This window comes from Sulfuricurvum sp. (assembly GCF_028688295.1).
GTDB lineage: Bacteria > Campylobacterota > Campylobacteria > Campylobacterales > Sulfurimonadaceae > Sulfuricurvum.
This window is the reverse complement of record NZ_JAQTYM010000003.1, coordinates 26,497-51,006: the sequence shown is the minus strand read 5'-3', so window position 1 is coordinate 51,006 and position 24,510 is coordinate 26,497. Positions and strand designations below refer to the sequence as shown.

The following is a 24,510-nucleotide window of genomic DNA, read 5'->3' as shown; positions in this document are numbered from 1 at the left end:
AGTTATCGTTCGACAACTAAACCGTCATTGTCAAAACCTAAGATTTTGATCTCAAAATCGGTAAATTCCGATTTGAATTTATCGGCTAACATCTGGGCATCTTGGTCATAAACCATGTTAAAAAATGTCGATCCACTACCTGATAATGTAGACATCAATGCCCCGTTATCGTATGCCATTTTTTGCACGGCAAAGAGTTCAGGCAACATCTTCATCCTTACTTTTTGGTGAAAACGATCTTGGGTCGCGAGACGAAGCATCTCCCAATCCTCATTAAAGAAAGCCCCCACTGTCACCGCAGTATGGGAAAGATTAAAGACAGCATTCTCTTTACTATACGATTTAGGGAGTGTCGTGCGCGATTTAGCAGTTGAGATCGGTTTGTTAGGGATAACAACCACCGCTTTGAGATAATCAGGGAGATGTTTTTGCTGTGAAAAAACCTTTTGCTTCTCCACCATAGCTGCATTAAATCCCCCCATTACTGCGGGGGTAATATTATCAGGATGACTCTCATATACGAGGGCATGATTGAGTATGCGACGCTTGGAAACTTTTACTCCTGCTGCTTCATGGGCGCAGCTGATAGCGCTAACGATAACGGCAGATGAACTACCTAGACCGCGCGACATCGGGATTTGGTTGTAAAACGTAAATTTGAAATTTTGGCGTTTTTGGGTTAAACGGCGATAGTGCTCATTGAAAATAGAAACGAAAAGATTATTTCCTTTAAGGCGAGGGTTGTTTTCTCCCTCACCTTTGATGGAAACGGCAAAAAAACGTGACGGCACCAATTCTACTTGGTTACGCAAATCAACAGCAAGCCCTAATGAATCAAATCCGGGTCCTAAATTCGCACTCGTTGCAGGTACACTAACGAACAAATTATTTCCTTATCCTACGGCATCAATCCCATAATAAGGGAGATTATCCGAATCAAAATTTTGTATATCGATAGAATGGGGGAGTTCAAAGGCGGTAATCTCAGGTGAGACCAACGGTTCTAACTCAATGGTTGAGCTATTTTTAACAAAATAGAGCTTTCCAACTGCTTTGATGGGACTATTTTGGTTAAAAAAGAACGCATCCGTTGCCAAAAGGGGAACTTTTTTCGTGATACTGAGGGTTTTGAGAAAAAGATAGGTAACTTTGATCCCCATAAAACTCCCGGGACCTTTGGCATAGATCAAATGAGAAAAAGAGTATTTTTTTAATAAAGAATCGAAAATTTCAGCCAATACATCCGAACTCATACCATCACTTTTAATCTCTTCGACTAACGCTCCTTCTTTGTAAATGCCTACAAGAACAGGAGAACCGAGCGCGATCACGAGGGCATCATGCATACGCTTTTGCCAACTCTTTTGACTCAGTGTACGCGAGTTCAACAATCTCATAATTTGCCGGATCTTTAAGAAGCTCCAACGTCAATTTGTGGTTGAGATCATGACTCCCCGCGAACGCTTCGTAGTTACCGATAAAATTCATCCCAATCAGCGACATATCCCCGATAGCATCGAGGATTTTATGACGAACAAACTCATCCCCGAAACGTAACCCTTCTGGGTTGAGCACTTTTTTGTCATCCAACACCACCGCATTTTCCAAACTTCCGCCCAAGGCGAGCCCTTTGGATCGGAGGTATTGCACTTCGTGTACGAATCCAAAGGTCCGTGCGCGGGCAATCTCTTTTTTATAGTTCTCTTTGGTAAACGCTAAAACATAGCTTTGTTTATCAATGACGGGATGGGAAAATTTGATCGTAAAATCGTAATTCATGTCATTGGAGGGGATCAATTTAACGTATTTATCCCCCTCTTGAACAATAACCTCTTTTTTGATTCGCATAATTTTTTTTGGCATATCTTGAGGTATGATACCAGCTTCTTCAAGGAGCATACAAAAACTCATGGATGAGCCATCCATCACCGGCACTTCATCGGCATCGACAATAACACGTAAGTTATCGATACCATACGCATAAATCGCGGAGAGCATATGCTCAATAGTTGAGATAGTAACACCTTCACGCCCGATTACCGTTGCCATTTTTGTATCAACAACATTCTCAGGAATCAAAGGGATAGATACCCCTGCATCGCTACGGTAAAATACAATACCGCTATTCGCAGCCAACGGCTCAAGTCTCAATTTTACCGGAGAGCCTCGATGCAAACCGATCCCTACTAGTTCAACACTTTTACCAATCGTTGTCTGCATCATTGTTAATTCCTTATTTACCATCAAACAAAAATTATTTAAAAGTTAATTATATCGGTTTTAGCGTTGATTAATTGTGAATTTTGCACTTTCAATAACACTGGTAATATTGTCATAAATCCACTTTGTATCCATCCATTCTTCAGGACGAACCTCAATTCCTTGAACCAAAACACCAAAATGGAGATGATCTCCCATAGCATAACCACTGAGGCCTGTTTTTGCAATTTGTTGTCCTAGTGCGGCAACATCTCCCTCTTGAACATGGACATCAGAACAGTGTCCATACAACGTATAGAGTCCAAAACCATGATCTATAATTGGTAAGTTTCCGTAAATTCCATTCTCTTGAGAAAAAACAACTTTCCCACCATTGGAGGCTTTAATCGCTCCCATCGAAACGCTCGCCAAATCAAGTCCCATGTGGTATGCATTGGAGATATTTTCCTGCCCTTTATAGCTATAAATGCGATGATCTCCAAAGTCTGCAACTTTTTGACCGTTTACCAAGGGGTAAAAAGGTTCAGGTGTAAACTCTGTAATGATATTCTTCGATACTTTTGAAGTTACTTCATGAATTACTTTTTCATTATCAGCACGTACTTTTTCGTTGATAATACGAAATTGTTCCAAACGATCATCTACTCCAGCCGTTTGTTCGTAAACGTTGGCCAACTCTGCAATTTTACCGTCTAAAAAGGCATCACTAAGTTCAATATTCGAGACGCGATAAACATGGTCTTTTAAACGAAGAGGAATTGCATTTTTGGTTTCATTTCCGGCATGGTCACGGGCGACAACGGTTGCACTAAAGGTTTGCTCTTGTACCGGCCATGCTACTAAAGAGGCGTAATATCCCTCTTTCATAAACGGTTGCGCAATAAAGGTTTTACCGAAATTGGTCTCGATTTTCAAACTTTTTAGGTGAGCATCTTCGGCTTTGAAAATAACAATTGCCGCTCCACCTTTTTGAATTTTATAAGAGTTCGCGATAATCGCGAGTAGCGGACGACGCTGATCAATCACCAATGTAATCTCTTCTTTATAGGTATTACCCATAAAAAGACCCCACAAGCTATTATCTGTTGCTTCAATTTTGAGCGTTACCGAAGCTGCTTCAACACGGCGAACCCCTTTTGGAGGGAGAACCGAAAATGTGTTTTTCACTTTAGATGATGGTCTGTTTTCTTCGACGACAACCCACTCTTCGTGTGGTGTAGCAATCGTTGCCTTGAACGATTTTAATCCACTTTTATCTTCTACCGAAACGCTAATAGGATCTTTAAAATTCCAATATCCGTCATGACTTAATGTCACTTTTGGATCTTCTCGCTCAAACGATGGTGAAAACGCCATAAATCCTATGGCACCCACTACCACTGCCGCTAATATCCATCCTATAACTCCCGAATTGTTTCGGCCTCTTCTCACACAAACTCCTTTGTTATCACACTCATTATGTTCTCTACTAATTCTGAATAATTCTTCTGTTTTAATCGTGTACCTGCACGCTTAACATGTCCGCCACCACCAAACAACCCCATTATTCGTGAAGCATCCAGCGTTCCATTACTCCGCAATGAAACTTTTAAGCCCCCGAGAGGATGTTCAAAAAAGATAATAGAAGCGTGAACACTCCGTATTCCGAGTGCTTCATCCAATACTTTTTTACATTCGCTTATGATGGCACCCGTCTCTTCTAAAAGAGACAGGGGAACTTCAAAAACGGCTAATCGCCCATCCGCAAGCAGTTTCATCTCTTTTAACAACACACTGCGAACACGAATGGATGCAAGTGAACGGCGTTGATAAAGCCACTCAACACACCGTGAATGGTCGGCTCCAGACTTTATCAATGCATGCGCAAGATCAAACGTTTTCAGCGAACATTCTGGATCGCTAAAACACCGAGAATCATCCAAAAGTCCCGCATAAAGCGAAAGTGCCATTTTACCATTGATTTTTATATCATTAGTAACAAAAAAGTCATAAACGACTTCAGTTGTGCTTATCGCGTCCGTATTGATGATATTGAGTGTTCCGTAAAAGTCATTACTCACATGATGATCAATATTGATCAGGGGTATCTCTTTTTCAATTCCCAAACGCCCATAACTCCCACAATCAAAGCTAATCATACAATCAGCATCATCAGGGAAACGGTCTGTCAATTTCTCAAACCACGGCAAAAATCCTAAATTAGGATTGATCTCCTTAGAAACACAAAATAATGTCACTTTTTTTTGGAAACGGATAAGATAAGAGTAAAAAGCACATGCAGAACCCAGTGAATCGGCATCTGGGTTGGTATGGGCGATTAGAACAATATGGTGCGAAGAATTAATCAGGGATAAAGGCATAAATACTCTAAAAGTGCCTATATTTCAGGCGGAAATATGGTGATTATAACACGTCTCTCCCCATTTTTTCTTGATCGAAGTAGGTTACTTGGTTTCGTCCATTCTCTTTGGAACGGTACATTGCTGCATCGGCATGACGTACCAGCATCTCGACCTCTTCTCCATGATCAGGATAAAGTGAAGCTCCGATACTCGCCCCGATCGTTATAACATTTTCATTAACCGAAAATGGCTCTTTCAGAGTTTTTAACATACGTTCAAATAGGGGTTGAACATCTTCAAGAGTATCAATATCGCTAAAAATAACTACAAATTCATCCCCACCGATACGTGCTATCGCATCACTTTGACGAAGCTGTTTTCCTAACCTGTCCGCTACCTCTTTTAATACACGGTCTCCGATCGCATGTCCATAAAGGTCATTAACCTGCTTAAACCCATCCAAATCCAAAAAGGAGATAACCGCTTTCGTATTTTTACGTTTGGAAAATGATAATATTTGCTCTGCCAAGGTCATAAAAAGATGGCGGTTAGGGAGATTAGTCAACGGATCGTAATTCGCCATATGATGCAGTTGCTCTTGGCGTTTGAGATGTTCGGTAATATCACTAAAAATCCCAATATAATTTTCTATTGCACCTTCTCCGTCACGTACCGCATCAATTCGTAAAAATTCAGCGTAGCGCTCACCACTTTTTTTGCGGTTCCAAATCTCTCCTCGCCATGAACCGTGAGTCACTATCGCATCATCAAGTTTTTCATAGAATTGCTTATCATGCATCCCTGATCGTAAAAGAATCGGTTTTTGCCCTATCACCTCATCACGATCATACCCCGTCAATTCACAAAAAGCTTCGTTGACATCAATAATTACTTTTTGAGGGTCCGTAATAATAATCCCTTCCCGTGAGTTGTGAAAAACATTTGCAGCTCGGCGCAAATATTTTTCAGTCTCTTGAACAATCGATATCTGTTTTTCTAAGGAGTCTGATTTTAAACGCAATGTATTGGCTAAGTGTCTCATCCCGGTTGTTAAAAAAATCAATAAAGTAATCACGACACTCAATAACAAGATAACAACTAAGGCATATTTTTGGATAACGTCTTGGAGCGAAAAAGCGGGAGCCGCGTCATAGGGTTTAATCCGAAGTGTTTGCATCAATGTACGTATACCTTCGTACGTGAGAGGAATATTCCATCCGTAATACCCTGCACTCTTGGTTATCTCAGATCCATAGGGTAAATTGAGTAGTGCCACACCGACTTGATTAGCCAAAACCCGTTCTGTATGTTTGGAAGCAGCAAAAGGCCACTCTGGATAAAGTGGCGTAGAGAGAGCCTGCGGAAAGTTTCTCATCGGATGGATTATTTTGAAATCATGGTAATTAATTTTTCCCTCTTTAGCCATTTTCTCCAATACACCGGTGCGGATAAATCCTACATCTGCCGAGCCGCTTTCGACGATATAAACAACTTTATCATGAGGCATATCGGTATATTGGATAGTTGATTCTTTAGTTATATCGATACCGTTCTCTTGCAATACAGCTCTCTGAGCCAAATAGCCGCCCAAAGAAAGTTCATCAACGGCTACAATCTCTTTTCCCTTTAAATCGTTTAGTTGTTGAATATCTTTCCGATCCGAACGAGCGATAATAACCCCACCAAACTCGGTTAACTCTCTGTCACCGACATTTGCTCGGATTAATGTCGCCATACGGCTAGCGCCAAATTTGGCTGAGAGATAAATATAGTGTTCTGGGTTACTAAACATAAAATCGAGTTTATCAGATGCAGCAGCTTCATTAAATTCAGCGTAACTGAGAGGACGTATACTAAAGTGATGGGAAGGAATTTTGCTATTAAGGTAGATGGCTAAGGGCTGCCATTCAGTGAGGGTATCGGCTTTTGAACGGAATGCCAAAACGCCGATTACAGCCTCTTTTTTTCCTGTATCAGGTACAGAAGCGGCAACAATAACCGTATAAAAAGCGGTAAAAAATAGTATTAAAACATATCTGAACAACATGCCACACCTTTATAATAAAAAGTATAGAGCCACATCCCTAAAATTATTGTTAAGCTATGCTATCTTATTCTATTGTCGATTGTAAAACCGCTTCAAAATCTTTTTGTGCCTGCATCAATACCGCTTTTCCCTCAGGATCACTGACACGTGCACTGCTCATCCAGTTGTATACCCCTGGGAATCCCATAACGATTTCATTCGCATCTTTTTTCTTATACACCATCAAAGTACACGGGGCGAACGCTGCCGCTTCCGGACGTGTTTTGGCTACGGTATAAATTACTTTTAATTTACAAATAGAGTAAGTGTCGTAAAAATCAAACGGACTTTTTTCCCCAAGGCTAAAGTTATAATCAGTAAAGTTAGACATCACAAATCCTGCCGGTTTCAGACCGTCTTCGATCATCATCTCAGTCTCTTCTTTATCACTTGACCAGCTCTCTTTACTGCTCTCTTTAACATAGCGGCTAAGCAATGCTCCCTCGGAAGGGAGTGATGTTTCGCTCATGGATACTTTTACGTTCGGCAATGCTTTTTTAATCGATGCTATCGCTTCTTTTTCGATCAGTGCGAATTCAGCTGCTTTAAATCCAGCGATTTTAGCCATCGCTTCAGCACTCAAAATCGATACATGAAGCTCTTTTTCTCCATTGCGTTGATAGACGCCAAATCCCATCGGAACGAAAATTCCTCCATCCGGATTTGATGTTACCAATGCTTCTGAGTGAATTTTATGATAAGCGGTCAAAAGATTAAACTGTGCAAAATCACTTTGTCCGAACTGTTTTTTGAACGGCTCATTCATTTCAGTATTTGCCGATATGACAAAACCGTTCGCTTCAAGTGCCTTTTCGACCACTCCTGCATTAAGCTTGCCTTCTGTATTCGAAACACTAAAAAGGTGAAGATCACCGCCAAAAAGGGACAAAAATCCCGCTAACACTGTAATAATAAGAATTTTCATGCTTGACTCCTAAGGTTGAATATAAAATGCGCCCTCGGTGGCGCGCTCGATCACTTCAGCGATCCCTGCACTGACGATCTCGACGTCTTCGATCAGTTGATCCTGTGTGATTTTTTTCGTCTCCATCGTGTTACCGCACGCGACAAATTCGACACCGTATTGCTGCAATGCACGTACTCGCACCGCAATCTCTTTTTCACTTTTTAGCAATGTGCGGATACCGTGATAGTAGGCGACGATCCGTAAATGGATCTTTTCAGGTCCATAGAATTTGAGAACATTGTTCGCGGTACTAAGACCGTGATGGATCGATTCATTGTCACCGGCACTGATTCCCATTACCACCTCACGCGGTTTATCGATCGAGGGTTCAGGCTGAGCAAAACGGACATCACCAAAGGCAAGAGCAGAAAAACAAAATCCCAAAACTAGTAATCGTTTCATCATCACTCCCATTCTAATACCCGATAAGATGCCTCAACGTTATGTCGATGAGTCCCTTCATACAGCTTGTATTGTTGGTAACTTTCCATCGTCACTTTTTTGATCGTATCATCGATCCCCAACCCCTCAGCGATTGCCGAACGGATTTCGTTACGCATCTGAGTAAAATATTCTCGTGTCATACGTGCCGCATCTTTATCGGTTCGATTTCCATGTCCACCAATCACATGTACCGCACCCAATTTATCCAAATCATCCAAAGCGGTGAGCCACCCATTAATATCGCCACCGCGCACGGAAGGAAGTCGATCATTGAATACCAAATCAGCCGCTATCAATACTTTGGATTTCGGCAAGAAAACCACCATATCTTTAGCGGTATGTGCTTTGTGTTTTGCGATTTTAAGCTCTAATGTTTGATTACCTATGTTAAGCGTCGTATCGCTGCTGATCATCTCACTCGGCAAAGTGGGTTTCGTTTTAGCATACGCTTCGCTAGAGATATACGTTTGCATCCGGGTCGGTTCACTCATATCCGCGTTTACTTTAAAATCATCGGTCCCTAAAACACGGATTCCCTGCTCGGTAAAATAGTTGTTTCCCAACCAATGATCATCATGGATATGGGTGTTGATAACGAGTTTAACGGGGAGGGATTTGATTTTTTTCATCGCTTTATAGGCGGACTCGGCATACGAATACGAGGGACCGGTGTCAACGACGACGTACCCCTCACCTGCATCGATGTAACAACTGTTGACGATGTTGCCGTTGTTAGTTTTATCCATAATCTCGGGTTTCCCAAAAAAACAGTGAACATCCGAGCTAACACGTACCGGTTTAAGGGCGTAATCGTACGCGCTCAAACTCGTGGCCGTTAATAATAAAATTCCTAACAACGTTTTCATCGCTCAGCCTTTAGAAGAGGTAGTTAATTTCGAAACGGTATTCGTTGTATGAGTTATAATCCACTGTAGCACCTACAGCCGGATCAGCATCAATGGTTGCAAAACGGAATTTAAACTCAGTATTTGGCACTTCTTTAAATGTTTTCCACATATCGACGTGGAAAATATCACGATCAGTAAAACCGCTTGTAGCTGCTTTTGCATCGTCAAAATTCATATTTTCATAATCAGCCGCTACTTTGAATCCTGGTACCATACCCGCTTTTCCAAAATCATAAACAGCTTTTACAGCCCAGTTTTTCGTGTTCGCGATCCAGTCTACTTGTGCCATTGAACGGGTGTATCCACCTGTCGGGAATCCACGCCATGGGGCAATAATGTCGGCATCGTCAGAAATTTTAGAGTATCCTGCTGAGAGTTCTAATGGTCCACTTGCTGCCACCAAACGTGCCATAATGATGCTTCCGTCTACACTATCACCTGTTGTATATCCTTTTGAAGCAGCATTTGCAGCCGTTACCGTACCAGCTAAAGATGCTCCACCGATTTTACCCGCACCATCATCCATTTGTTTCAGGTAACGAATACCTGGAGTCAATGTCCATGCATCATTCAGTTTAATTTTATAGTTTGCTTCTGCAATAGCTGTACTGAAAAAATCGTTTAATCCCACATACTCTGCATTGAGTTTCAAATTTGGGATAGAGGTATTCTGAGCTGTAATCAATACCATTTCAGGATCAATATCAGCTCCCTTTGCTCTAATCGCTGTATTTTTTAATCCCTTGTGAACACCTGAATCATCATTTCCATATACTTTACTTGTGTCATTATTAAATGCAATTAGACTGTGAAAGCTTTGGTGATCACGCAATTTTTGAGCCATGATATATCCAGCACGAATAGACGTATTTGGAATATCTTTATTTTCAATAACCGCTGCTTCAAATGTGTTCGGAATCATTTTTGTATCGTTGGTTGCTAGCATCATGCTATCAATCCCTTGACGACCTACTTTCACATTGGTTTTACCGGTTTTGTATTCTAAATACGCTTCAGCAAAATTCCCCATAGCCCCTTCCGTTCCATCAGGACGTGTGTGATACGTATCTTTACCCGCTTTTCCATAATTGGTTCCCGGAGTAGCTAGGGTATTATCAGGATGCATTGGAATCGTTCCATAAAAGCCTACTGTTGCACCTAAACCGTGGAAAAAACCTGTTTTATAAACCAAACTACCGCCAAGTCCCCACATGTTGTTGTCTTGAACAGCATTATTTTCATTGTCCCAATCCCACCAAAACATATTCGAACGGAGACGTCCATAGACTTCACCCTCGGTAAACATCTCTTGAATCGAGTTTACCGCACCCGGCGCTTTGGTATATTCTACTTGGTAATTACCTTTTACCGTACGATCTTCTGATTTAAGCGCATGCGCTGACGTTGCCAATAAACAAGTAGCTGCTGCTACGATACTAAGTTTTACTAATTTCATTCCTAACTCCTATTTTGATTTGAACGCCAAAGGAATAAAATCCCTTTGGCTACGCTAGCCGCTAAGGCACTAAAGCTTGCCCCTTATGGGGCAGATTTTAGTCTTTAACAGCTTCTGGAACCTTTTTTCGGACATCCGCAATCATAATCCATCAGTTTCACATTACTGTTACCGCTAATATTAACATTTTTCTGACGACGGATATACGCTGCAGTTACATCGTAAACCGGACGCGTTAACGAATCTTTAAGATTGCTTCCCGCATTTTGCAGGTTACCGCCCCATGAAGAGACTTTATAGACTTTAGTATCATTGAGAGGTTTTCCTCCCACCATGATGTTGGTGATACGTTTACCACTTACCGCTCCAACACGAATCTCATAGGTCACACCGCCGAGACGACTCATATCGCCCCCTTGCTGATAAAGCGGGTTAGCGTTAAAAACGTTATCCGCAATATCTTCGAGCAATGTACGTATATGAAGACCCGTTAGCTCAAACGTATAGACGTTCGGATAAGTGATCGCTGTCATATCGTAGACATCGTCCATCGTGATTTTGTCACCGCCGAGAACCGTAGTCCCCCAGCGGTATCCCGGAGTAAACGAGATGTCCGAATCCATCGCATCGATGATTGAATCGTTGATCAACTGATCAAAGGTCGAGTGGAACGTATCGCGCTTAAACAACGTCGATTTCGTGATCCCCAACACTTCCGAGAGTTCGGAATCATATGGTGAATACAACTCTTTGACCAACGCTTCACCCTCAGGGTCAGCCGGAATCAAGTTGGACGCAACGGGGATCAGTTTGTACTCATACCCTTTGACCTTATGGTTTTGGATATCGATATCGAGGCGTCCTATATATTTACCGTGGCTCCCCGCGATAACGATCACCGTGCCGTTGATGACGGTCGGACGCGGTGATGGATCATGGGTGTGTCCGCTGAGAATAAAATCGATCCCTTTGACTTGACGGGCAACCTCTTGGTCAACGCTGAAACCGTCATGCGATAGAACCACGACACAATCCACTTTTTCCTCTTTACGCAGTTTATCAACATACGTTTGAAGGGTATCGAGACGCAAACCGAAACTCCACCCTTGGGTAAACTCTTTCGGGTTTGCGGTAGAGGTAAATGGAAACGATTGACCGATAATACCGATCTTCGCACCGCCGCGTTCCATGATCGTATACGGTTCAAAAATAAGTTCTTCAAAATCATCGACAAACGAATCATCCCCGATAATATTTTGGGAAATGAATTTTGCGTTGAGCATCTCGATCAGCTCTTTAACCCGTGTTTTGCCATAGGTAAATTCCCAGTGCCCGACCATTACGTCGACACCGAGATAGTTTTGCGCTTTGACGATCGCTTCACCGCCCGTTTTGAGGGCGACGCCCGTCCCTTGCCATGTATCACCCGAATCGAGAAGCATCACATTATCGGCTCCGCGCTCTTTTTTGATATGGTTGATGAGGGTTTTCATGTGTGAAATCCCCCCCATTTTTCCAAACTTAGAGGCTAATGCGTCAAAGTTCATAAAGGTATCGAAATAGGCATCAAGAGTCTTGCCCTTCATCCCGTAATGCTTCAAAAATGACTCTCCGCACAAAAAGCCCGGAGTTCCGGTGAGATTCGGAGCAGAAATAAGTGTCGATGGCTCTCTCCAGTACAACGGTTTGATGTGAGCATGCATATCACAGATATGCAAAATGGTCACATTCCCTTTGGCATTGAATCCGTAAATATCTTTTAATCCCACTTCATCAGCACGTTTAGGTGCAGATGCTGCTGATGATAGAGTCGGTATCCCGATCCCTAAAGCGGCAGCAATATGGAAAAAATCTCTTCGTGATAAATCCATAATTCAGTCCTTAACGTTTCACGCTAGGGACACTGATAGGGTTCCCTTTGGTTTTATTGGTAACGTATACTTCCAATGCTACGATCTCACGTGATCCGAGTGGAATTTCTGCAAGGAGCGCATTTTTCATACATTGCTGCATACGCTTATCCAACGTTACCATTTGACTTTGGGTCATACGGTATGCTGGCCATGTTCCCGCCGCTGCGGTCTCTTTTGCCCCTAAATCCGGTAGCGGTTGCATACGCAAACGCTGACCGACGATATCCATACTGTGACAGTTGTTGCACGATAGTCCGCGTCCACCGCGACGCTCTTCAAACACTTGCTGACCGAGTTTCATCATCTCAACCATATGTTTGTTTGCTTTTACATCGATAGAGGTTTTTTGTCCGTTTGCGATTGATTTTACATACGCAGACATTTTTACCATCTCTTTACTCTCAAGCTTAGGTACCGGTTTTTCATTTGCAGCTGCTGCCATTTGAATAGTCTGTGCCAACGTCACTACTTTTTTAGCAGGTTCTAAGTAACGGGGGAAACCAGCGATGTATTTCGGTAAATCTTTCTCTTTAACACCCAACATTTTGGCATAACCCGCTGTTCCTATCAGCTCACCAAAGAGTTGTTCCCCTTCAGCCACATCCATCTCAGCCGGGTTGTTTTCTAAAAGCTCCGCATACATCGCTTTATCAGCATCTGACATACTGAGCTTTTCTTCCGCATTCGCTGTTCCCAAAAAAGCCAAACAAATCAATGCGGCCGTAATTGATAAAGTACGCATCGTTTATCCTTTTGGATTAATGGCACTAGTCGTTTCGACACTTTGCCCTTTGTTATCTTTGGCGATAACTTTCAATGTTCCCTCACCTGGTACTTTGAAACTGATAGACATTAATGGATTAACCGACAATGACTCCCAAATCACCATTTTGGTAATCAAAGTATCGTTGAACATAAATTTCACTTCATCGATATAGTTTGCAGGGATCAAATTGCCTGTATCTTTATCTTTACGCATTCCTGTTTCCATCGGGTGCATCGCCATAAAATCGATTTTTACGATATCGCCTGCTTTGTAATTTTTCGGTTTGATTTTGATCAGTGTTTTCATTTTTATTATCCTTATTATTTCGTTGTTATTACTATGACGTTGAATCTAAATCAACCACATCCGCCGATGGTTACTTTTACGTTTTGCTTAGCGGTGAGGAACGATCCGTCACTCATCTCTGCGATGGCTACTACATCTTGAGTTCCACCAAGTTTAATGCGGGTACCGAAGAACGCTTCACCGTTAGCCGGAGTCAAGTAGATATTCGCACAACGAACATTTCCATTTTTAGACGCGAGGATATGAATCGCTTTTACATAATCATTAGCACTCATTGGGCTCTCAACGGTTACTTTTACTGGAACAACTGCACCATTTTCGGCGATTTCAGGAGCTTCCATTTTTACTTTTGCTGAAGCAACCAACGCTTTACCACCGGTAATCGCCGCTACTGCCGTCTCAAAATTCATCGCCATCGGACTGGCTGATTTTTTCTCTTCTGCCGCACTTGCAACATGAGGAAGAGCTACCGCACATGCTGCTACCGCTCCAAAACCTTTTAAAAATGATCTTCTTTCCATAATATTTCCTTTGTTTATTTTTTATCTGCAACAATGTACGATACTAAATCACACACTTCGCGCTCATTCATAAGGCCGTTTGCAAGATTCACCGTCATTGCCGATTTTGGATTATCCAAACGCGGATCAGCAATTTTTTGGTACATAAACTGTGCGTTTCGAACGCCACTGTCCATGTAGAGCTCTTTGTACTTCGTCAAATCCGGTCCGATATTGCCATACCCTTTTGCACCCTCGATGTTATGACAGGCCACACAGTTACCCATTTGTTTTGACTTTCCGTTTGGAAGTAGTCGTGTTAACCCCTCCGGCGGATTCTCTTTGGCATCTTTTCCATTTAGAGTATGAAAAATGTATTGTCCACGAGCGATTGCTTTAGGATCACTGCTGACACATCCCTCAGGCATCGTATACGCTTTTGCAACAGGCAAGGCATCTTTTTTCAAAATAGCCGTCGCATCCGGGGTCTCAATCACCTGCGATAAATCGGCTGCACTTAAAAAAGTCGCAAATCCTAGCATAATCACTTTTCGCATTAGCTCTCCTTGAATTCTTATTTCGAGGAGTATTGTAAAGTAGGAGTGTAAAATTAATGTAAAAAAAGTAAAAATTTACATCATAGTGTAAAGTGGTGGGTAAAAGGTGTACGAAAAGGTACTTCCCTCTCCATACGTTGAGTCGATTTGAAGCTCAATCCCCGCCTTATCGATAATCGACTTGACGATATTAAGACCGATTCCAAATCCCCCTTTATCCCTGTTTTCACGGTAGTAACGCTCAAAAATACGGTTTACATCTTCAATGCCGACTCCGTTATCTCGGAAACGGAGGGTACAATGATCCTCAAATTGCTCCAAGATCACCTCAATGATTCCCTCTTCATGAGAATATTTGATCGCGTTTGAAATATTGTTATCGATAATACGCTGCAACTGTGTCGGATTAAAATGGATCACAATGTTTTCAGTAATCTGAGGGATAATGGTGATATTTTTAAGCGCAGCCACTTCATGAAAATAATCACACCGCTCTTGAACGTACATACTGATATTAATAGACTCATAGTCAAATGCCAACCGTTCATTTTTAATCAAGTAATCCATATCGTTATAGAGTGTTGCCAATGTTTTCGTTGCCGCTTTAATCCGTTGAAGATATTTATTAGTCGGATTGGCACGATGGTATAGATCGATATTGACGTTGATAATAGAAAGCGGGGTGTTAATCTCGTGCATCGAGTCTTTTATAAATTGATCCAACCGTTGGTTAATCCTCTGAAACGGCAAAGCAAAACGGTCTAAAAAATAAAGAGACAAAATAAAGATGAGCGCGGCGATAGAGAGCAAAATCATGACAACGTCCTGATAAATACGTGCATACGAAATCTCTCCGCCTACCACCAAATAAGAAGCATCAAAATAGCGTCTCTCAGGGAGAGAAACCACCAAATAGGCATACCCCCCTTCAATATAATAACCGGTTTTCTGCATCTTCACTTCAGATTTTACAAGGGTAAAAATTGGATTAAAATGGATGTCGTACAAACCGGATTGAAACGAGCGAAATCTCGGATAATCAAAAACTTGTTTTTCTTTAGGGTCGAATTCTTCCATCGCTCGGAGGATAAGATGCGATTGCTTTTTTAGTTTAAACTCATACTGAATCTCATAAACATATTTCATATAGGTAACATAGAGATAGGTTGGGACAAGGAGTAAAACGGCCACTAGCATCGTATATAAAAAAGCGTTTTTAAGGGCGTAGCGATTATCGTTCAATGATGTATCCCTGCCCACGTCTGTTTTGGATAATCTCTAGCGGGAGTTTTTTACGCAGATTGTTAATCTGTACACGGATATTGGCAGGATCAACGTATTCACCCCAAATCTCGTCTTGAAACATCTCTACTGATACAATTTGATTCGTATGTTTGAGTAAGACGGTAAAAATCTCTTTTTCGGTTTTACTCAGTGCAATGTTCTCACCGGCGTGCGTTAGGGTAAAATTTTCAGTATCATAGATCAGTTCTGAACCAAAATCAATTTTGTTTTCACCGTCATGATAATGGCTTTTGAGTGCGTGCATGATCCGTATTTGCAATTCGGTGAGATCGAACGGTTTACGAATATAGTCACAACATCCCGATTTATATCCCTCTTGCAAATCGTTGACATTGACCATCGAAGTGAGAAAAATGGCAGGAGTTTTATTTCCTTCTTTACGCAATGTCCGCAAAAGCTCAAATCCATTCATCCCCGGAACATTGACATCTAGAAGATAGAGGTCAAAATGGGTCTCATAAATCGCATCGAATGCCTTCTCACCATTAGAAAATCCGCTAACTTCAAAGCCTAATTCCTCTAGAAATTCTGTGATGCTTACACGAAGCATGTATTCATCTTCCAGTATTAATACTCTCACCTGATCTCCCCTTTGATCTCATTGGTCACCTTATAATCGAGCATAATACCGATCAGCTCTTCTTTAGAATAGGCATTCAGCCTCTCACGTGCTTCTTCTAAATAAAGCTCGCGATCTTCAGGCGCCACCACATCTTTTAGATACAACAGTTCTTTGTCATAAACACTTTGGAACTGTGCATCTTCGAGTGTTTTTTTGACCGTAATATTGTAAAGCTCATTTCGAGAGAGATGGATTAAGAATGAAATATCCTCTTCATCTGAGTGAGCATACGTCGTTATCTGCTTTTGGGTGAGGGAAAAAACAAAGGCTCCGATTGTCTCCCCTTCTCCATTTTTCATCGGTTCATAAAACAGATAACGCCCTCCGCTAAAAAGGAGACGCGCCGTTTTGAGTGCTTTAAAATCAATCCCGTTTAAAAGCTTCAAATCACTTTGGGTATATTTTGGATTGGCTAAAATGTACTCTTTTCCGATAGAAGGGTTTTCCTGCATGAAAACAGCCGTTTCATAAAATCGATCCTCCATCAATATATACATATCAATTCCCAAACGATCAAAATATTCCTGTGTCGACTCAAAAAAAGAGACTACTTCGACGAACCCGATCATTTTCTCATTATGATATACCGGAACGGTCGCTTTTACCCCCAGCTTGCGCCCCACCTCTATCGCTGAACGAGGCTTTTTATGGGTTTGAAAATAGAGAAGATCGGGACGATGAAAATCCAGAGGCATCCCTGCATACGAGTTATCCCAGCTGCGGGCAAAAATAACATAATCAGCGGTAATAATCTGAGAGCGAATTAACACATCGGTATGCAGTTTAATCGACTCCATCACCTCAGAGAGGATATCAAAACCTTTATCCTCATCTTCTTGTTCCAAGGCATCGCTTAAAGCGCTATTTTGTCCTAGAATAAGAGCAAAACGCAATGCAGTAGAGTGCTCTTTTTCCAATTGATTATTGAGTGCTGTGGAGAGTTGATCACTTAGACGTTCAAGCGTTTGGGAGGTCACCTTTTTTTCGAGATAAAAAAGAAGTGCACCTAAAATGACCATAATGGCCAAAAAGATTCCGGCGATTATTTTTTTATCCGCAAAAAGTTGAAACCAGCGATCCATTAGCTATGTTCCTTCCGTTTTTTACCCATTTTATAGACGTATGCCAACACTTCCGCAACAGCAGCAAACAGCATATCCGGAATCGCTCGATCAATCTCTACCTCAGCATACAATGATCGTGCAAGCGGTGGATTTTGAACAATATGAACCCCATTTTCACGGGCTATTTTTTTGATCTGGATAGCAACATTATCGACCCCTTTTGCCACAACGACAGGAGCGTTATGTTTCGTCTCATCATAAACGATTGCTACCGCATAATGGGTCGGATTCGTGATAACCACATCCGCAGTGGGAACCGAGGACATCATCCGCTTTCTGGCAGCCTGAAACTGAATTTGTCGAATTTTTGCCTTGATATGCGGATCCCCCTCCATATTTTTCATCTCATCTTTTACCTCTTGCTTTGACATTTTGAGTTTATCAAAATAATTTTTACGGGTTAAGAACAGATCGATAATGGCATAAATAAAGATAATCACGAGCATTACCGATGCTAAGATAATCGCTTTATCCCGCAACCACCCCATTTGATCTTGCAACGTAAACAGGGCAACCGTCGGCAGCTCTTCGATGAAGTACCAAAAAAAGATCAGCCCTATTCCCAACGCTGTAAACGATTTAAAAGTAATTTTAAGAGATTCTAGGGCTTTTTGGAGAGTGAACAAATTAGCAAGCCCTTTAATGGGATTCAATTTCGAAAAATTAGGTACCAGAGGCTTGGTGGTAAAATTAAACCCAAATTGAGAAACATTTCCGGCCACTCCGGCAATCGCAATAATAAGTGCAAAAGGAACTGTCATCACCAATGTCTCTTTAAAAGTGACAAACGCAAGATCCATCATTCCCTCCCGTGTTACCGGTTCATTCAGTATGGAAAAATAATAGCGCGTAAGACCCAACATTCGATCAGCAATAAACGTAAACATCATGATTAAAGACAAAATAGCAACAAATAAAACAACAACTCCGGCTACATCTTGACTTTTAGGGACGTTACCGTCTATTCTGGCATCAGAAAGTTTCTTGGAGGTGGGTTCTTCCGTCTTTTCTGTATCGTCAGCCACTTATTAATCCATTTTCATAGACATATCTATCCAATTAGCTTGGTGAATGAGAGAACCGGTACTAATCGCATCAACTCCCGTTGAGGCATAACTCTCGATCGTTTCTAGCGTGATATTTCCGCTCGCTTCGAGGAGAACACTGCTGTGGTGTTCCCATTTGTATTCGACCACTTCGCGCAGTTGTTCGACAGACATATTGTCACACATCACGATATCGGCCCCTACTTCCATAGCATGTTTTGCCATCTCAATCGTCTCAGCTTCAATCTCTATCTTCGCTGTAAACGGTATTTTTGCCCGCGCCTCTTCCATAAAAAGCTCTAAATTGGCAATCGTTTTAAGATGAGTATCTTTGAGCATCAGTGCATCATCCAGCCCCATCCTATGGTTCGTCGCTCCTCCGATACGAGTCGCGTATTTTTCGAAATTACGTAGCAGTGGGCGAGTTTTTCGGGTATCGAGAAGTTTTGTTCCATAGGGGGCGATGAGATCCACATATTTACGGGTCAATGTCGCGATAGAGCTCGCATGCAACAGCATATTCAACAACGTCCGTTCAATCCGCAACAGCGTATGAGAATCGCCGGAGAGTTCCATCAAAGCTTCCCCTTTTACAAACGTCTCACCGTCATGTTTATGCCAAACAATCTCAAATCGCTCCATCTCTGCCAAAACACGCAGATACTCTTCCCCCGCTAAAACACCGTCACTTTTCGCGATGATCTTCGCGCTGGCACTCACCGCATCGGAAACCCGAGCATACAAATCCCCACGCCCTACATCTTCAGCTAATACTTCACGGATAAATTGTTCGATCATAACGCCATCATCCTCTCCAACGCAATTTTCGCCCAATGCGCCGTATCTTCGTCCACTTCGATCTCATTGATCGGGGCACCGTCCTCGATCGATTTAAGGACATTATACAAATCTTCCAACGTCGTTTCATTCATCGTCGGACATTCAGGTTTGGTAGAGGAGAGGATATAGGTATTGGATGGTCGGAGGCGGTTGACCATATTAAACTCTGTCCCTACCGCCACCTTTTGATCCGCTGGAAGTTCCATGATGTATTTGATGAGTTGAGAAGTTGATCCGACAAAATCAGCGCGGTCACAGATAGCAGGGTCACACTCAGGGTGGACGGCGATCAAAATACCGGGATACTTATTGCGGTAAAACTCGATATCCTCGACACTAAAGAGTTGATGCACCGAACAAAATCCGTCGTAACAAATGATATCCGCTTCTTTGGGATCGGTTCCGTCTCCGATGACGCACGATTTCAGCCCCATCATATTGGCGATATTTTGCCCTAAACAGCGATCAGGGACAAATAGGATCTTTTTCCCCTCGGCGAGTGCATTGGTAATAATCGTTTTGGCGTTGGAGCTGGTGCAGACCATCCCCCCCATTTTCCCCACGCGCGCTTTTACTGCCGCATCGGAGTTGATGTAAGTGATCGGGAGGATATCGTCCGCTTTGATCCCTGCATCTTCGAGTTTTTGGATCGATTGATCGTAATAGAGGCCATCAATCATTTTTGCCATCGCACAGCACGCAACTTTCGGCATTACGACCCGTTTATGGGGGCTGAGGATTTTGACGCTTTGTCCCATAAAACCGACACCACAGAACACGACGAACTCTTTATCATCCGCCATCGTACGTTTAGCCAGTTCGAGTGAATCTCCCGTTATATCTCCCATCTCGAACACTTCATCTCGTTGATAAAAGTGCGCTACAACGGTAACGCTGAGACGATTTTTTAAGTCAATAATATTCTGTTTTAATTCTTCAGTAGTCAAACTTATATTCCTTGTTTCATCGATAAAGCTATTATTATAACCTACTCACACCCGTCGCTCCTTGAAGATGAAAACTTCCTAAGCACTTTTTTAGGCAGTTGTAACCATCGGTGCTTTATAATATCACCTCGTTTATCCCAAAAAGGACTCTAATGGATTTTTTATTTAACCTCAATGTACAGTTTTATTTGGCTGCCTATCTCCTCGGCGGTATCCCGTTCGGGCTCATTTTGGCAAAAGTATTTGCCGGGGTCAACATCACCGACTCAGGCTCAGGTAGCATCGGAGCGACCAATGTACTGCGCGTTGTCAAAGAGAGTAATCCTAAACTTGCTAAAAAACTCGGCGCGGCTACTCTCGCACTTGATGCACTAAAAGGGATTATCGTTGTCCTCGCTGCTAAATATTTCGAGCTTAGCGATGCTGCGCAGTGGATGGTTGCTGTCCTCGCTGTACTCGGTCATTGCTTCAGCCCGTATATGTGGTTTGAGGGTGGCAAAGGGGTAGCTACCGGTATGGGCGTTATGGCGGTTATGCTGCCTATCCCTACCGCTATCGCCCTCATTGTATGGGGAGTTGCGGTAAAAACGATCCGTATTTCATCCCTTTCCTCGATGCTAGGACTTGCCGCTCTCGTCATTGCCTCATTCGTTCTCTTTCCGAGTATGCCTCACGCTCCGGTGCTATTTATCGCCTTTATCCTCTTTTATAAACATATCCCTAACTTTGTCCGCTTGTTCAAAGGGGAAGAGAAACGGGTCGCATGAAAATCCTGATCGAGAATCTCACCTTTGAAACCATAATCGGGATTCTTGATCATGAACGTACCACTCCTCAGCAAGTACGTATCGATTGTACGATTGACTACCCCTACTCTGAGGGGAACTTTATCAACTACGCCGAAGTGACACAGCTCATCGAAAGAACGATGAGAGATGAGCAATTTGAGCTAATCGAAACCGCTTTAGACGTTTTAGGAACTACCCTAAAACACCATTTTCCGCTCATCGAAGAGCTCACATTGAATATCCGTAAACCTAACATTTTGCCCCATTGTAGCGTCGGTGTATCGCACACACTCCGCTATTTGTAAACAATTGGTTCACGATTCAACGGTATACTTACAGCATACTAGTTTGACTTTCTAAAGGATTATTTTATGACACGTATGGCTTTATCATTATTAACCGCAGGATTACTCCTTGTCGGATGTGCCGGAACCGAAACCGGTCTTTCTAAAACCCAAACCGGAGCACTTATCGGCGCAGTCGCCGGAGCGGCAGCAGGAGCGGCTACCGGAAATCATAGTGCAAAACGGGTTCTAATCGGTGGCGCGCTTGGAGCGGCAGCTGGTGGAGGTATCGGGTATTATATGGACCGCCAACAAGAAGAGCTTAATAAAGAGCTAAAAGGCTCCGGAGTAGAAGTACAACGCCAAGGAGACACCATCAATCTCAATATGCCGGGCGGAATTACTTTCGACACGGCAAAAACCAATATTAAAGCTAATTTCAATCCGGTCCTAGATGATATCGCAAGCGTTATGGTTAAATATCCGGAAACCAAAATCGAAGTCCAAGGACACACCGATAATGTCGGAAGTGATGCGAGTAATTTAACCCTTTCACAATTACGTGCGCAGAGTGTCACCTCTTATCTCTCAAGTCACGGGGTTGATTCAAATCGTATCAAATCAGTAGGATACGGAGAAACTATGCCCATCGCTTCCAACGATACACCATCAGGACGTGAAGCAAACCGACGTGTAGAGATCAAAATCATCCCTAACCCGACTAAATAAATTTTTCTTCCCAAAATGGGGAGATTAGTCCCGATTGTTTTTTAGACAATCATTTCAAAAGCACCATTATCGTTTATTACTATTCCATTTTTTAAAAAAAATTGAAAAAAAGTTTAAAAATTTCTAAAACTATGGTATCATTTCGGCAAAATTTCCGTTATATGAGGAATCTGAATGCGTATTCTGATCATTGAAGATGAAGTAACCCTCAACAAAACCCTTGCAGAAGGGCTTAAAGAGTTTGGTTACCAAAGCGATGTCGTCGAAACTTTAAAAGATGGCGAGTATTACCTCGACATCCGTAACTATGACCTAATTTTGATGGATTGGATGTTGCCAGATGGCAACAGTGTTGATATCATCCCTGATATCAAAACCAACACTCCAAAAACAGTCGTAGTCGTTCTTTCTGCTCGTGATGACAATCAGAGCGAAATCGATGCACTTCGTGCCGGTGCGGATGACTATATCCGTAAACCATTTGATTTTGATGTCCTTGTTGCACGTATCGAAGCACGCCTTCGTTTTGGCGGAAGCAACATCATCGAAATTGATGACTTGATCATTAATCCTGAAGAGGAAAAAATCATCTACAAAGAAAAAGAGATCGAACTTAAAGGGAAACCTTTCGAAGTATTGACCCACCTTGCACGTCATCGTGATCAAATCGTCTCTAAAGAACAATTGCTTGACGCAATCTGGGAAGAGCCTGAACTCGTTACCCCTAACGTTATCGAAGTTGCAATCAACCAAATCCGTCAAAAAATGGACAAACCTCTCGGTATTACAACCATCGAGACAGTACGTCGTCGTGGTTACCGTTTTTGCTTCCCTAAAGAAGTAAATTAACTTTTAAATTTCCACCTTCTCTAACAAGTCCCTATTTTAGGGGCTTGCATCCTTTCTCTTCTCTCTTTTAACTTACAATTTTCTTGGCTTTATTTCACTCTCTTTAAGAGATTAGACGATAAGAAATTATTGTATAATCATAAAATATTACACGTAACCTGTACTAAGGCTACAACCAAAAGATAGGATGAAAAGAGGAAAATTGTGTTTTCAAAAAGAAGTATAAGACGACGTTTTCTTTTTCAACTGATTGTTGCTTCGGCAGCATTGGTTATCCTATTTTCCTCTTTTTTATTCCTTTTTATCAAACAATCTATTTACGATGAAAAACAAGCTGAACTGATCGGTTATGCTGAAAATATATCATCTTATAAATCTCTTTTATCCTCTCAGCAAAACAACACGGAGACCCTAATGGGACTTAATGTTGAACTCATAACCCTTTCTGTGAAAGAAGAACATCTCGATTTTTACGAAACTACCCACAAAGACAAAACAACCACCCTTACCTTGATTTACCCTTTTGACTTTGAGCGCTCTTCGTATTTAAAAGTAAGCCGTGACATTACCCAAACGAAACGGTTATTGACCAAAATCCTAAACTCTATTTTTCTCATCAATGCCGTTGGCTTTGTTGTTATTATCCTCTATGCCATTGCCTTTTCAAAAATGTTGATTGCACCGATTACCGCTCTCTCACGACGTCTTTCTAATATGAACGAGCACCTCATCCGCCCTATCAAGGTTGAACAGCTCCCTGATGAGTTTGAACCTCTTGGGGAGACCCTGAACCGTCTTATTGCACGGATTCAAAATTTTGTTAAGTACCAAAAAGAGCTCTTTATCGGTGCAGCACATGAGCTCAAAACTCCTCTTGCCGTTATCAAGCTCAAAAATCAAGTTACCCTCATCAAAAAACGCTCTCCTGAAGAGTACATCGAAGCGATCCGTATCACCAACCAAAGTGTCGATGAGATGAATAAAATCGTTGGTGACATCCTCAATATCGGTCGACAAGAAGGGGCACAGCTTGAGATCCCAATACAAACCGATATCATTCAAATTCTAAAAAAATGGGAAGGGGATTTTAAACTTCTCGCGAACAGTGAAAACAAAACCCTTGTAACTGATTTTAGACCCGACGCATTTAGTGCGGTCTTACAAGTGACGCTGTTGAACCAAATTTTGCAGAATTTTTTACAAAATGCCCTCAAATTTACCCCTGAGACAAAAACAATCCGCTTTAATAGCTATCTTAACGGAACCGGAATCGTCATCGAAGTAATCGATGAGGGGTGCGGAATTGATGAAAGTGTCGATCTTTTCGCTCCATTTAAGCGTCAGGGCAATAAATCAGGGGTAGGACTTGGACTATTTTTGGCCAAAAGTGCGGCTGAAGCTATCGGGGCCGTGATTACGTTAACCAATCGTGACGATGGAATTGATGGCACTATTGCCCGTATGGTTCTCCCTTCGAAACTGTGTTGTGTCCTCCCACAGCGATAAGTTTT

Annotated in this window: 26 protein-coding genes; 5 read left to right on the top strand and 21 right to left on the bottom strand. The window is 42.1% G+C overall.

Features of this window, described 5'->3' with window-relative positions:
• Positions 1-2: 2 nt before the first annotated feature.
• The 21 genes from thrB to nadA form a co-directional block, all read right to left on the bottom strand.
• On the bottom strand, positions 3-884 hold the full coding sequence (gene thrB / locus PHR02_RS01775) for a homoserine kinase (RefSeq protein ID WP_299988067.1): 882 nt from the start codon (positions 882-884) through the stop codon (positions 3-5).
• A gap of 9 nt (positions 885-893) precedes the next feature.
• Positions 894-1,346: a hypothetical protein gene (locus PHR02_RS01770; RefSeq protein WP_299988063.1), complete on the bottom strand. Its 453-nt coding sequence runs from the start codon at positions 1,344-1,346 to the stop codon at positions 894-896.
• The gene (lpxC, locus tag PHR02_RS01765) at positions 1,339-2,223 is read right to left on the bottom strand and encodes a UDP-3-O-acyl-N-acetylglucosamine deacetylase (RefSeq protein WP_299988060.1); all 885 of its coding nucleotides are present in this window, start codon (positions 2,221-2,223) and stop codon (positions 1,339-1,341) included. The genes PHR02_RS01770 and lpxC overlap by 8 nt, the downstream gene beginning before the upstream one ends.
• Positions 2,224-2,280: 57 nt before the next feature.
• Entirely contained in the window at positions 2,281-3,651 is a 1,371-nt protein-coding gene (locus tag PHR02_RS01760) for a M23 family metallopeptidase (protein ID WP_299988057.1), read from the bottom strand.
• Positions 3,648-4,580 carry a DHH family phosphoesterase gene (locus tag PHR02_RS01755; RefSeq protein ID WP_299988054.1) on the bottom strand — a complete coding sequence of 311 codons (933 nt, stop codon included), beginning with the start codon at positions 4,578-4,580 and terminating at the stop codon, positions 3,648-3,650. The genes PHR02_RS01760 and PHR02_RS01755 overlap by 4 nt, the downstream gene beginning before the upstream one ends.
• Positions 4,581-4,623: 43 nt before the next feature.
• On the bottom strand, positions 4,624-6,609 hold the full coding sequence (locus PHR02_RS01750) for a diguanylate cyclase (protein ID WP_299988051.1): 1,986 nt from the start codon (positions 6,607-6,609) through the stop codon (positions 4,624-4,626).
• A 64-nt stretch (positions 6,610-6,673) separates the two neighbouring features.
• Positions 6,674-7,573 carry a DUF302 domain-containing protein gene (locus PHR02_RS01745; protein WP_299988048.1) on the bottom strand — a complete coding sequence of 300 codons (900 nt, stop codon included), beginning with the start codon at positions 7,571-7,573 and terminating at the stop codon, positions 6,674-6,676.
• 9 nt (positions 7,574-7,582) lie between these two features.
• Positions 7,583-8,017, bottom strand: coding sequence for a DsrE family protein (locus PHR02_RS01740; RefSeq protein WP_299988045.1), 435 nt, complete (start codon positions 8,015-8,017; stop codon positions 7,583-7,585).
• A 2-nt stretch (positions 8,018-8,019) separates the two neighbouring features.
• On the bottom strand, positions 8,020-8,925 hold the full coding sequence (locus PHR02_RS01735) for an MBL fold metallo-hydrolase (protein WP_299988042.1): 906 nt from the start codon (positions 8,923-8,925) through the stop codon (positions 8,020-8,022).
• A 10-nt stretch (positions 8,926-8,935) separates the two neighbouring features.
• Positions 8,936-10,423 (bottom strand): OprD family outer membrane porin, encoded by a 1,488-nt coding sequence (locus tag PHR02_RS01730; protein ID WP_299988039.1) that lies wholly within the window; start codon positions 10,421-10,423, stop codon positions 8,936-8,938.
• A 104-nt stretch (positions 10,424-10,527) separates the two neighbouring features.
• On the bottom strand, positions 10,528-12,294 hold the full coding sequence (gene soxB, locus PHR02_RS01725; protein WP_299988036.1) for a thiosulfohydrolase SoxB: 1,767 nt from the start codon (positions 12,292-12,294) through the stop codon (positions 10,528-10,530).
• 10 nt (positions 12,295-12,304) lie between these two features.
• Complete coding sequence (gene soxA / locus PHR02_RS01720) at positions 12,305-13,078, bottom strand: sulfur oxidation c-type cytochrome SoxA (RefSeq protein WP_299988033.1); 774 nt, start codon at positions 13,076-13,078, stop codon at positions 12,305-12,307.
• A gap of 3 nt (positions 13,079-13,081) precedes the next feature.
• Positions 13,082-13,408 carry a thiosulfate oxidation carrier complex protein SoxZ gene (soxZ, locus tag PHR02_RS01715; RefSeq protein WP_299988030.1) on the bottom strand — a complete coding sequence of 109 codons (327 nt, stop codon included), beginning with the start codon at positions 13,406-13,408 and terminating at the stop codon, positions 13,082-13,084.
• A gap of 50 nt (positions 13,409-13,458) precedes the next feature.
• The gene (gene soxY / locus PHR02_RS01710; RefSeq protein WP_299988027.1) at positions 13,459-13,929 is read right to left on the bottom strand and encodes a thiosulfate oxidation carrier protein SoxY; all 471 of its coding nucleotides are present in this window, start codon (positions 13,927-13,929) and stop codon (positions 13,459-13,461) included.
• A 14-nt stretch (positions 13,930-13,943) separates the two neighbouring features.
• The gene (soxX, locus tag PHR02_RS01705; RefSeq protein WP_299988024.1) at positions 13,944-14,465 is read right to left on the bottom strand and encodes a sulfur oxidation c-type cytochrome SoxX; all 522 of its coding nucleotides are present in this window, start codon (positions 14,463-14,465) and stop codon (positions 13,944-13,946) included.
• 75 nt (positions 14,466-14,540) lie between these two features.
• Complete coding sequence (locus PHR02_RS01700) at positions 14,541-15,707, bottom strand: HAMP domain-containing sensor histidine kinase (RefSeq protein WP_299988021.1); 1,167 nt, start codon at positions 15,705-15,707, stop codon at positions 14,541-14,543.
• The gene (locus PHR02_RS01695) at positions 15,697-16,350 is read right to left on the bottom strand and encodes a response regulator transcription factor (protein WP_299988018.1); all 654 of its coding nucleotides are present in this window, start codon (positions 16,348-16,350) and stop codon (positions 15,697-15,699) included. Before PHR02_RS01695 ends, PHR02_RS01700 begins: the two co-directional genes overlap by 11 nt.
• Positions 16,347-17,474, bottom strand: coding sequence for a cache domain-containing protein (locus PHR02_RS01690; RefSeq protein ID WP_299988015.1), 1,128 nt, complete (start codon positions 17,472-17,474; stop codon positions 16,347-16,349). The genes PHR02_RS01695 and PHR02_RS01690 overlap by 4 nt, the downstream gene beginning before the upstream one ends.
• Entirely contained in the window at positions 17,474-18,541 is a 1,068-nt protein-coding gene (gene flhB / locus PHR02_RS01685) for a flagellar biosynthesis protein FlhB (protein WP_299988012.1), read from the bottom strand. The genes PHR02_RS01690 and flhB overlap by 1 nt, the downstream gene beginning before the upstream one ends.
• A 3-nt stretch (positions 18,542-18,544) precedes the next feature.
• Positions 18,545-19,360 (bottom strand): carboxylating nicotinate-nucleotide diphosphorylase, encoded by an 816-nt coding sequence (gene nadC / locus PHR02_RS01680; RefSeq protein WP_299988009.1) that lies wholly within the window; start codon positions 19,358-19,360, stop codon positions 18,545-18,547.
• On the bottom strand, positions 19,357-20,355 hold the full coding sequence (nadA, locus tag PHR02_RS01675) for a quinolinate synthase NadA (RefSeq protein ID WP_299988148.1): 999 nt from the start codon (positions 20,353-20,355) through the stop codon (positions 19,357-19,359). The genes nadC and nadA overlap by 4 nt, the downstream gene beginning before the upstream one ends.
• Positions 20,356-20,501: 146 nt before the next feature.
• Between nadA and plsY the strand changes: the two genes are divergently transcribed.
• The 5 genes from plsY (at position 20,502) to PHR02_RS01650 (ending at position 24,505) form a co-directional block, all read left to right on the top strand.
• The gene (gene plsY / locus PHR02_RS01670; protein WP_299988006.1) at positions 20,502-21,116 is read left to right on the top strand and encodes a glycerol-3-phosphate 1-O-acyltransferase PlsY; all 615 of its coding nucleotides are present in this window, start codon (positions 20,502-20,504) and stop codon (positions 21,114-21,116) included.
• On the top strand, positions 21,113-21,442 hold the full coding sequence (locus PHR02_RS01665) for a dihydroneopterin aldolase (protein ID WP_299988003.1): 330 nt from the start codon (positions 21,113-21,115) through the stop codon (positions 21,440-21,442). The genes plsY and PHR02_RS01665 overlap by 4 nt, the downstream gene beginning before the upstream one ends.
• Before the next feature lie 66 nt (positions 21,443-21,508).
• Positions 21,509-22,150 (top strand): OmpA family protein, encoded by a 642-nt coding sequence (locus tag PHR02_RS01660; RefSeq protein WP_299987998.1) that lies wholly within the window; start codon positions 21,509-21,511, stop codon positions 22,148-22,150.
• Positions 22,151-22,324: 174 nt separating this feature from the next.
• Positions 22,325-22,999 carry a homeostatic response regulator transcription factor HsrA gene (gene hsrA, locus PHR02_RS01655; RefSeq protein WP_299987995.1) on the top strand — a complete coding sequence of 225 codons (675 nt, stop codon included), beginning with the start codon at positions 22,325-22,327 and terminating at the stop codon, positions 22,997-22,999.
• Between the two features lie 204 nt (positions 23,000-23,203).
• Positions 23,204-24,505, top strand: coding sequence for a HAMP domain-containing sensor histidine kinase (locus tag PHR02_RS01650; RefSeq protein ID WP_299987991.1), 1,302 nt, complete (start codon positions 23,204-23,206; stop codon positions 24,503-24,505).
• Positions 24,506-24,510: the final 5 nt, after the last annotated feature.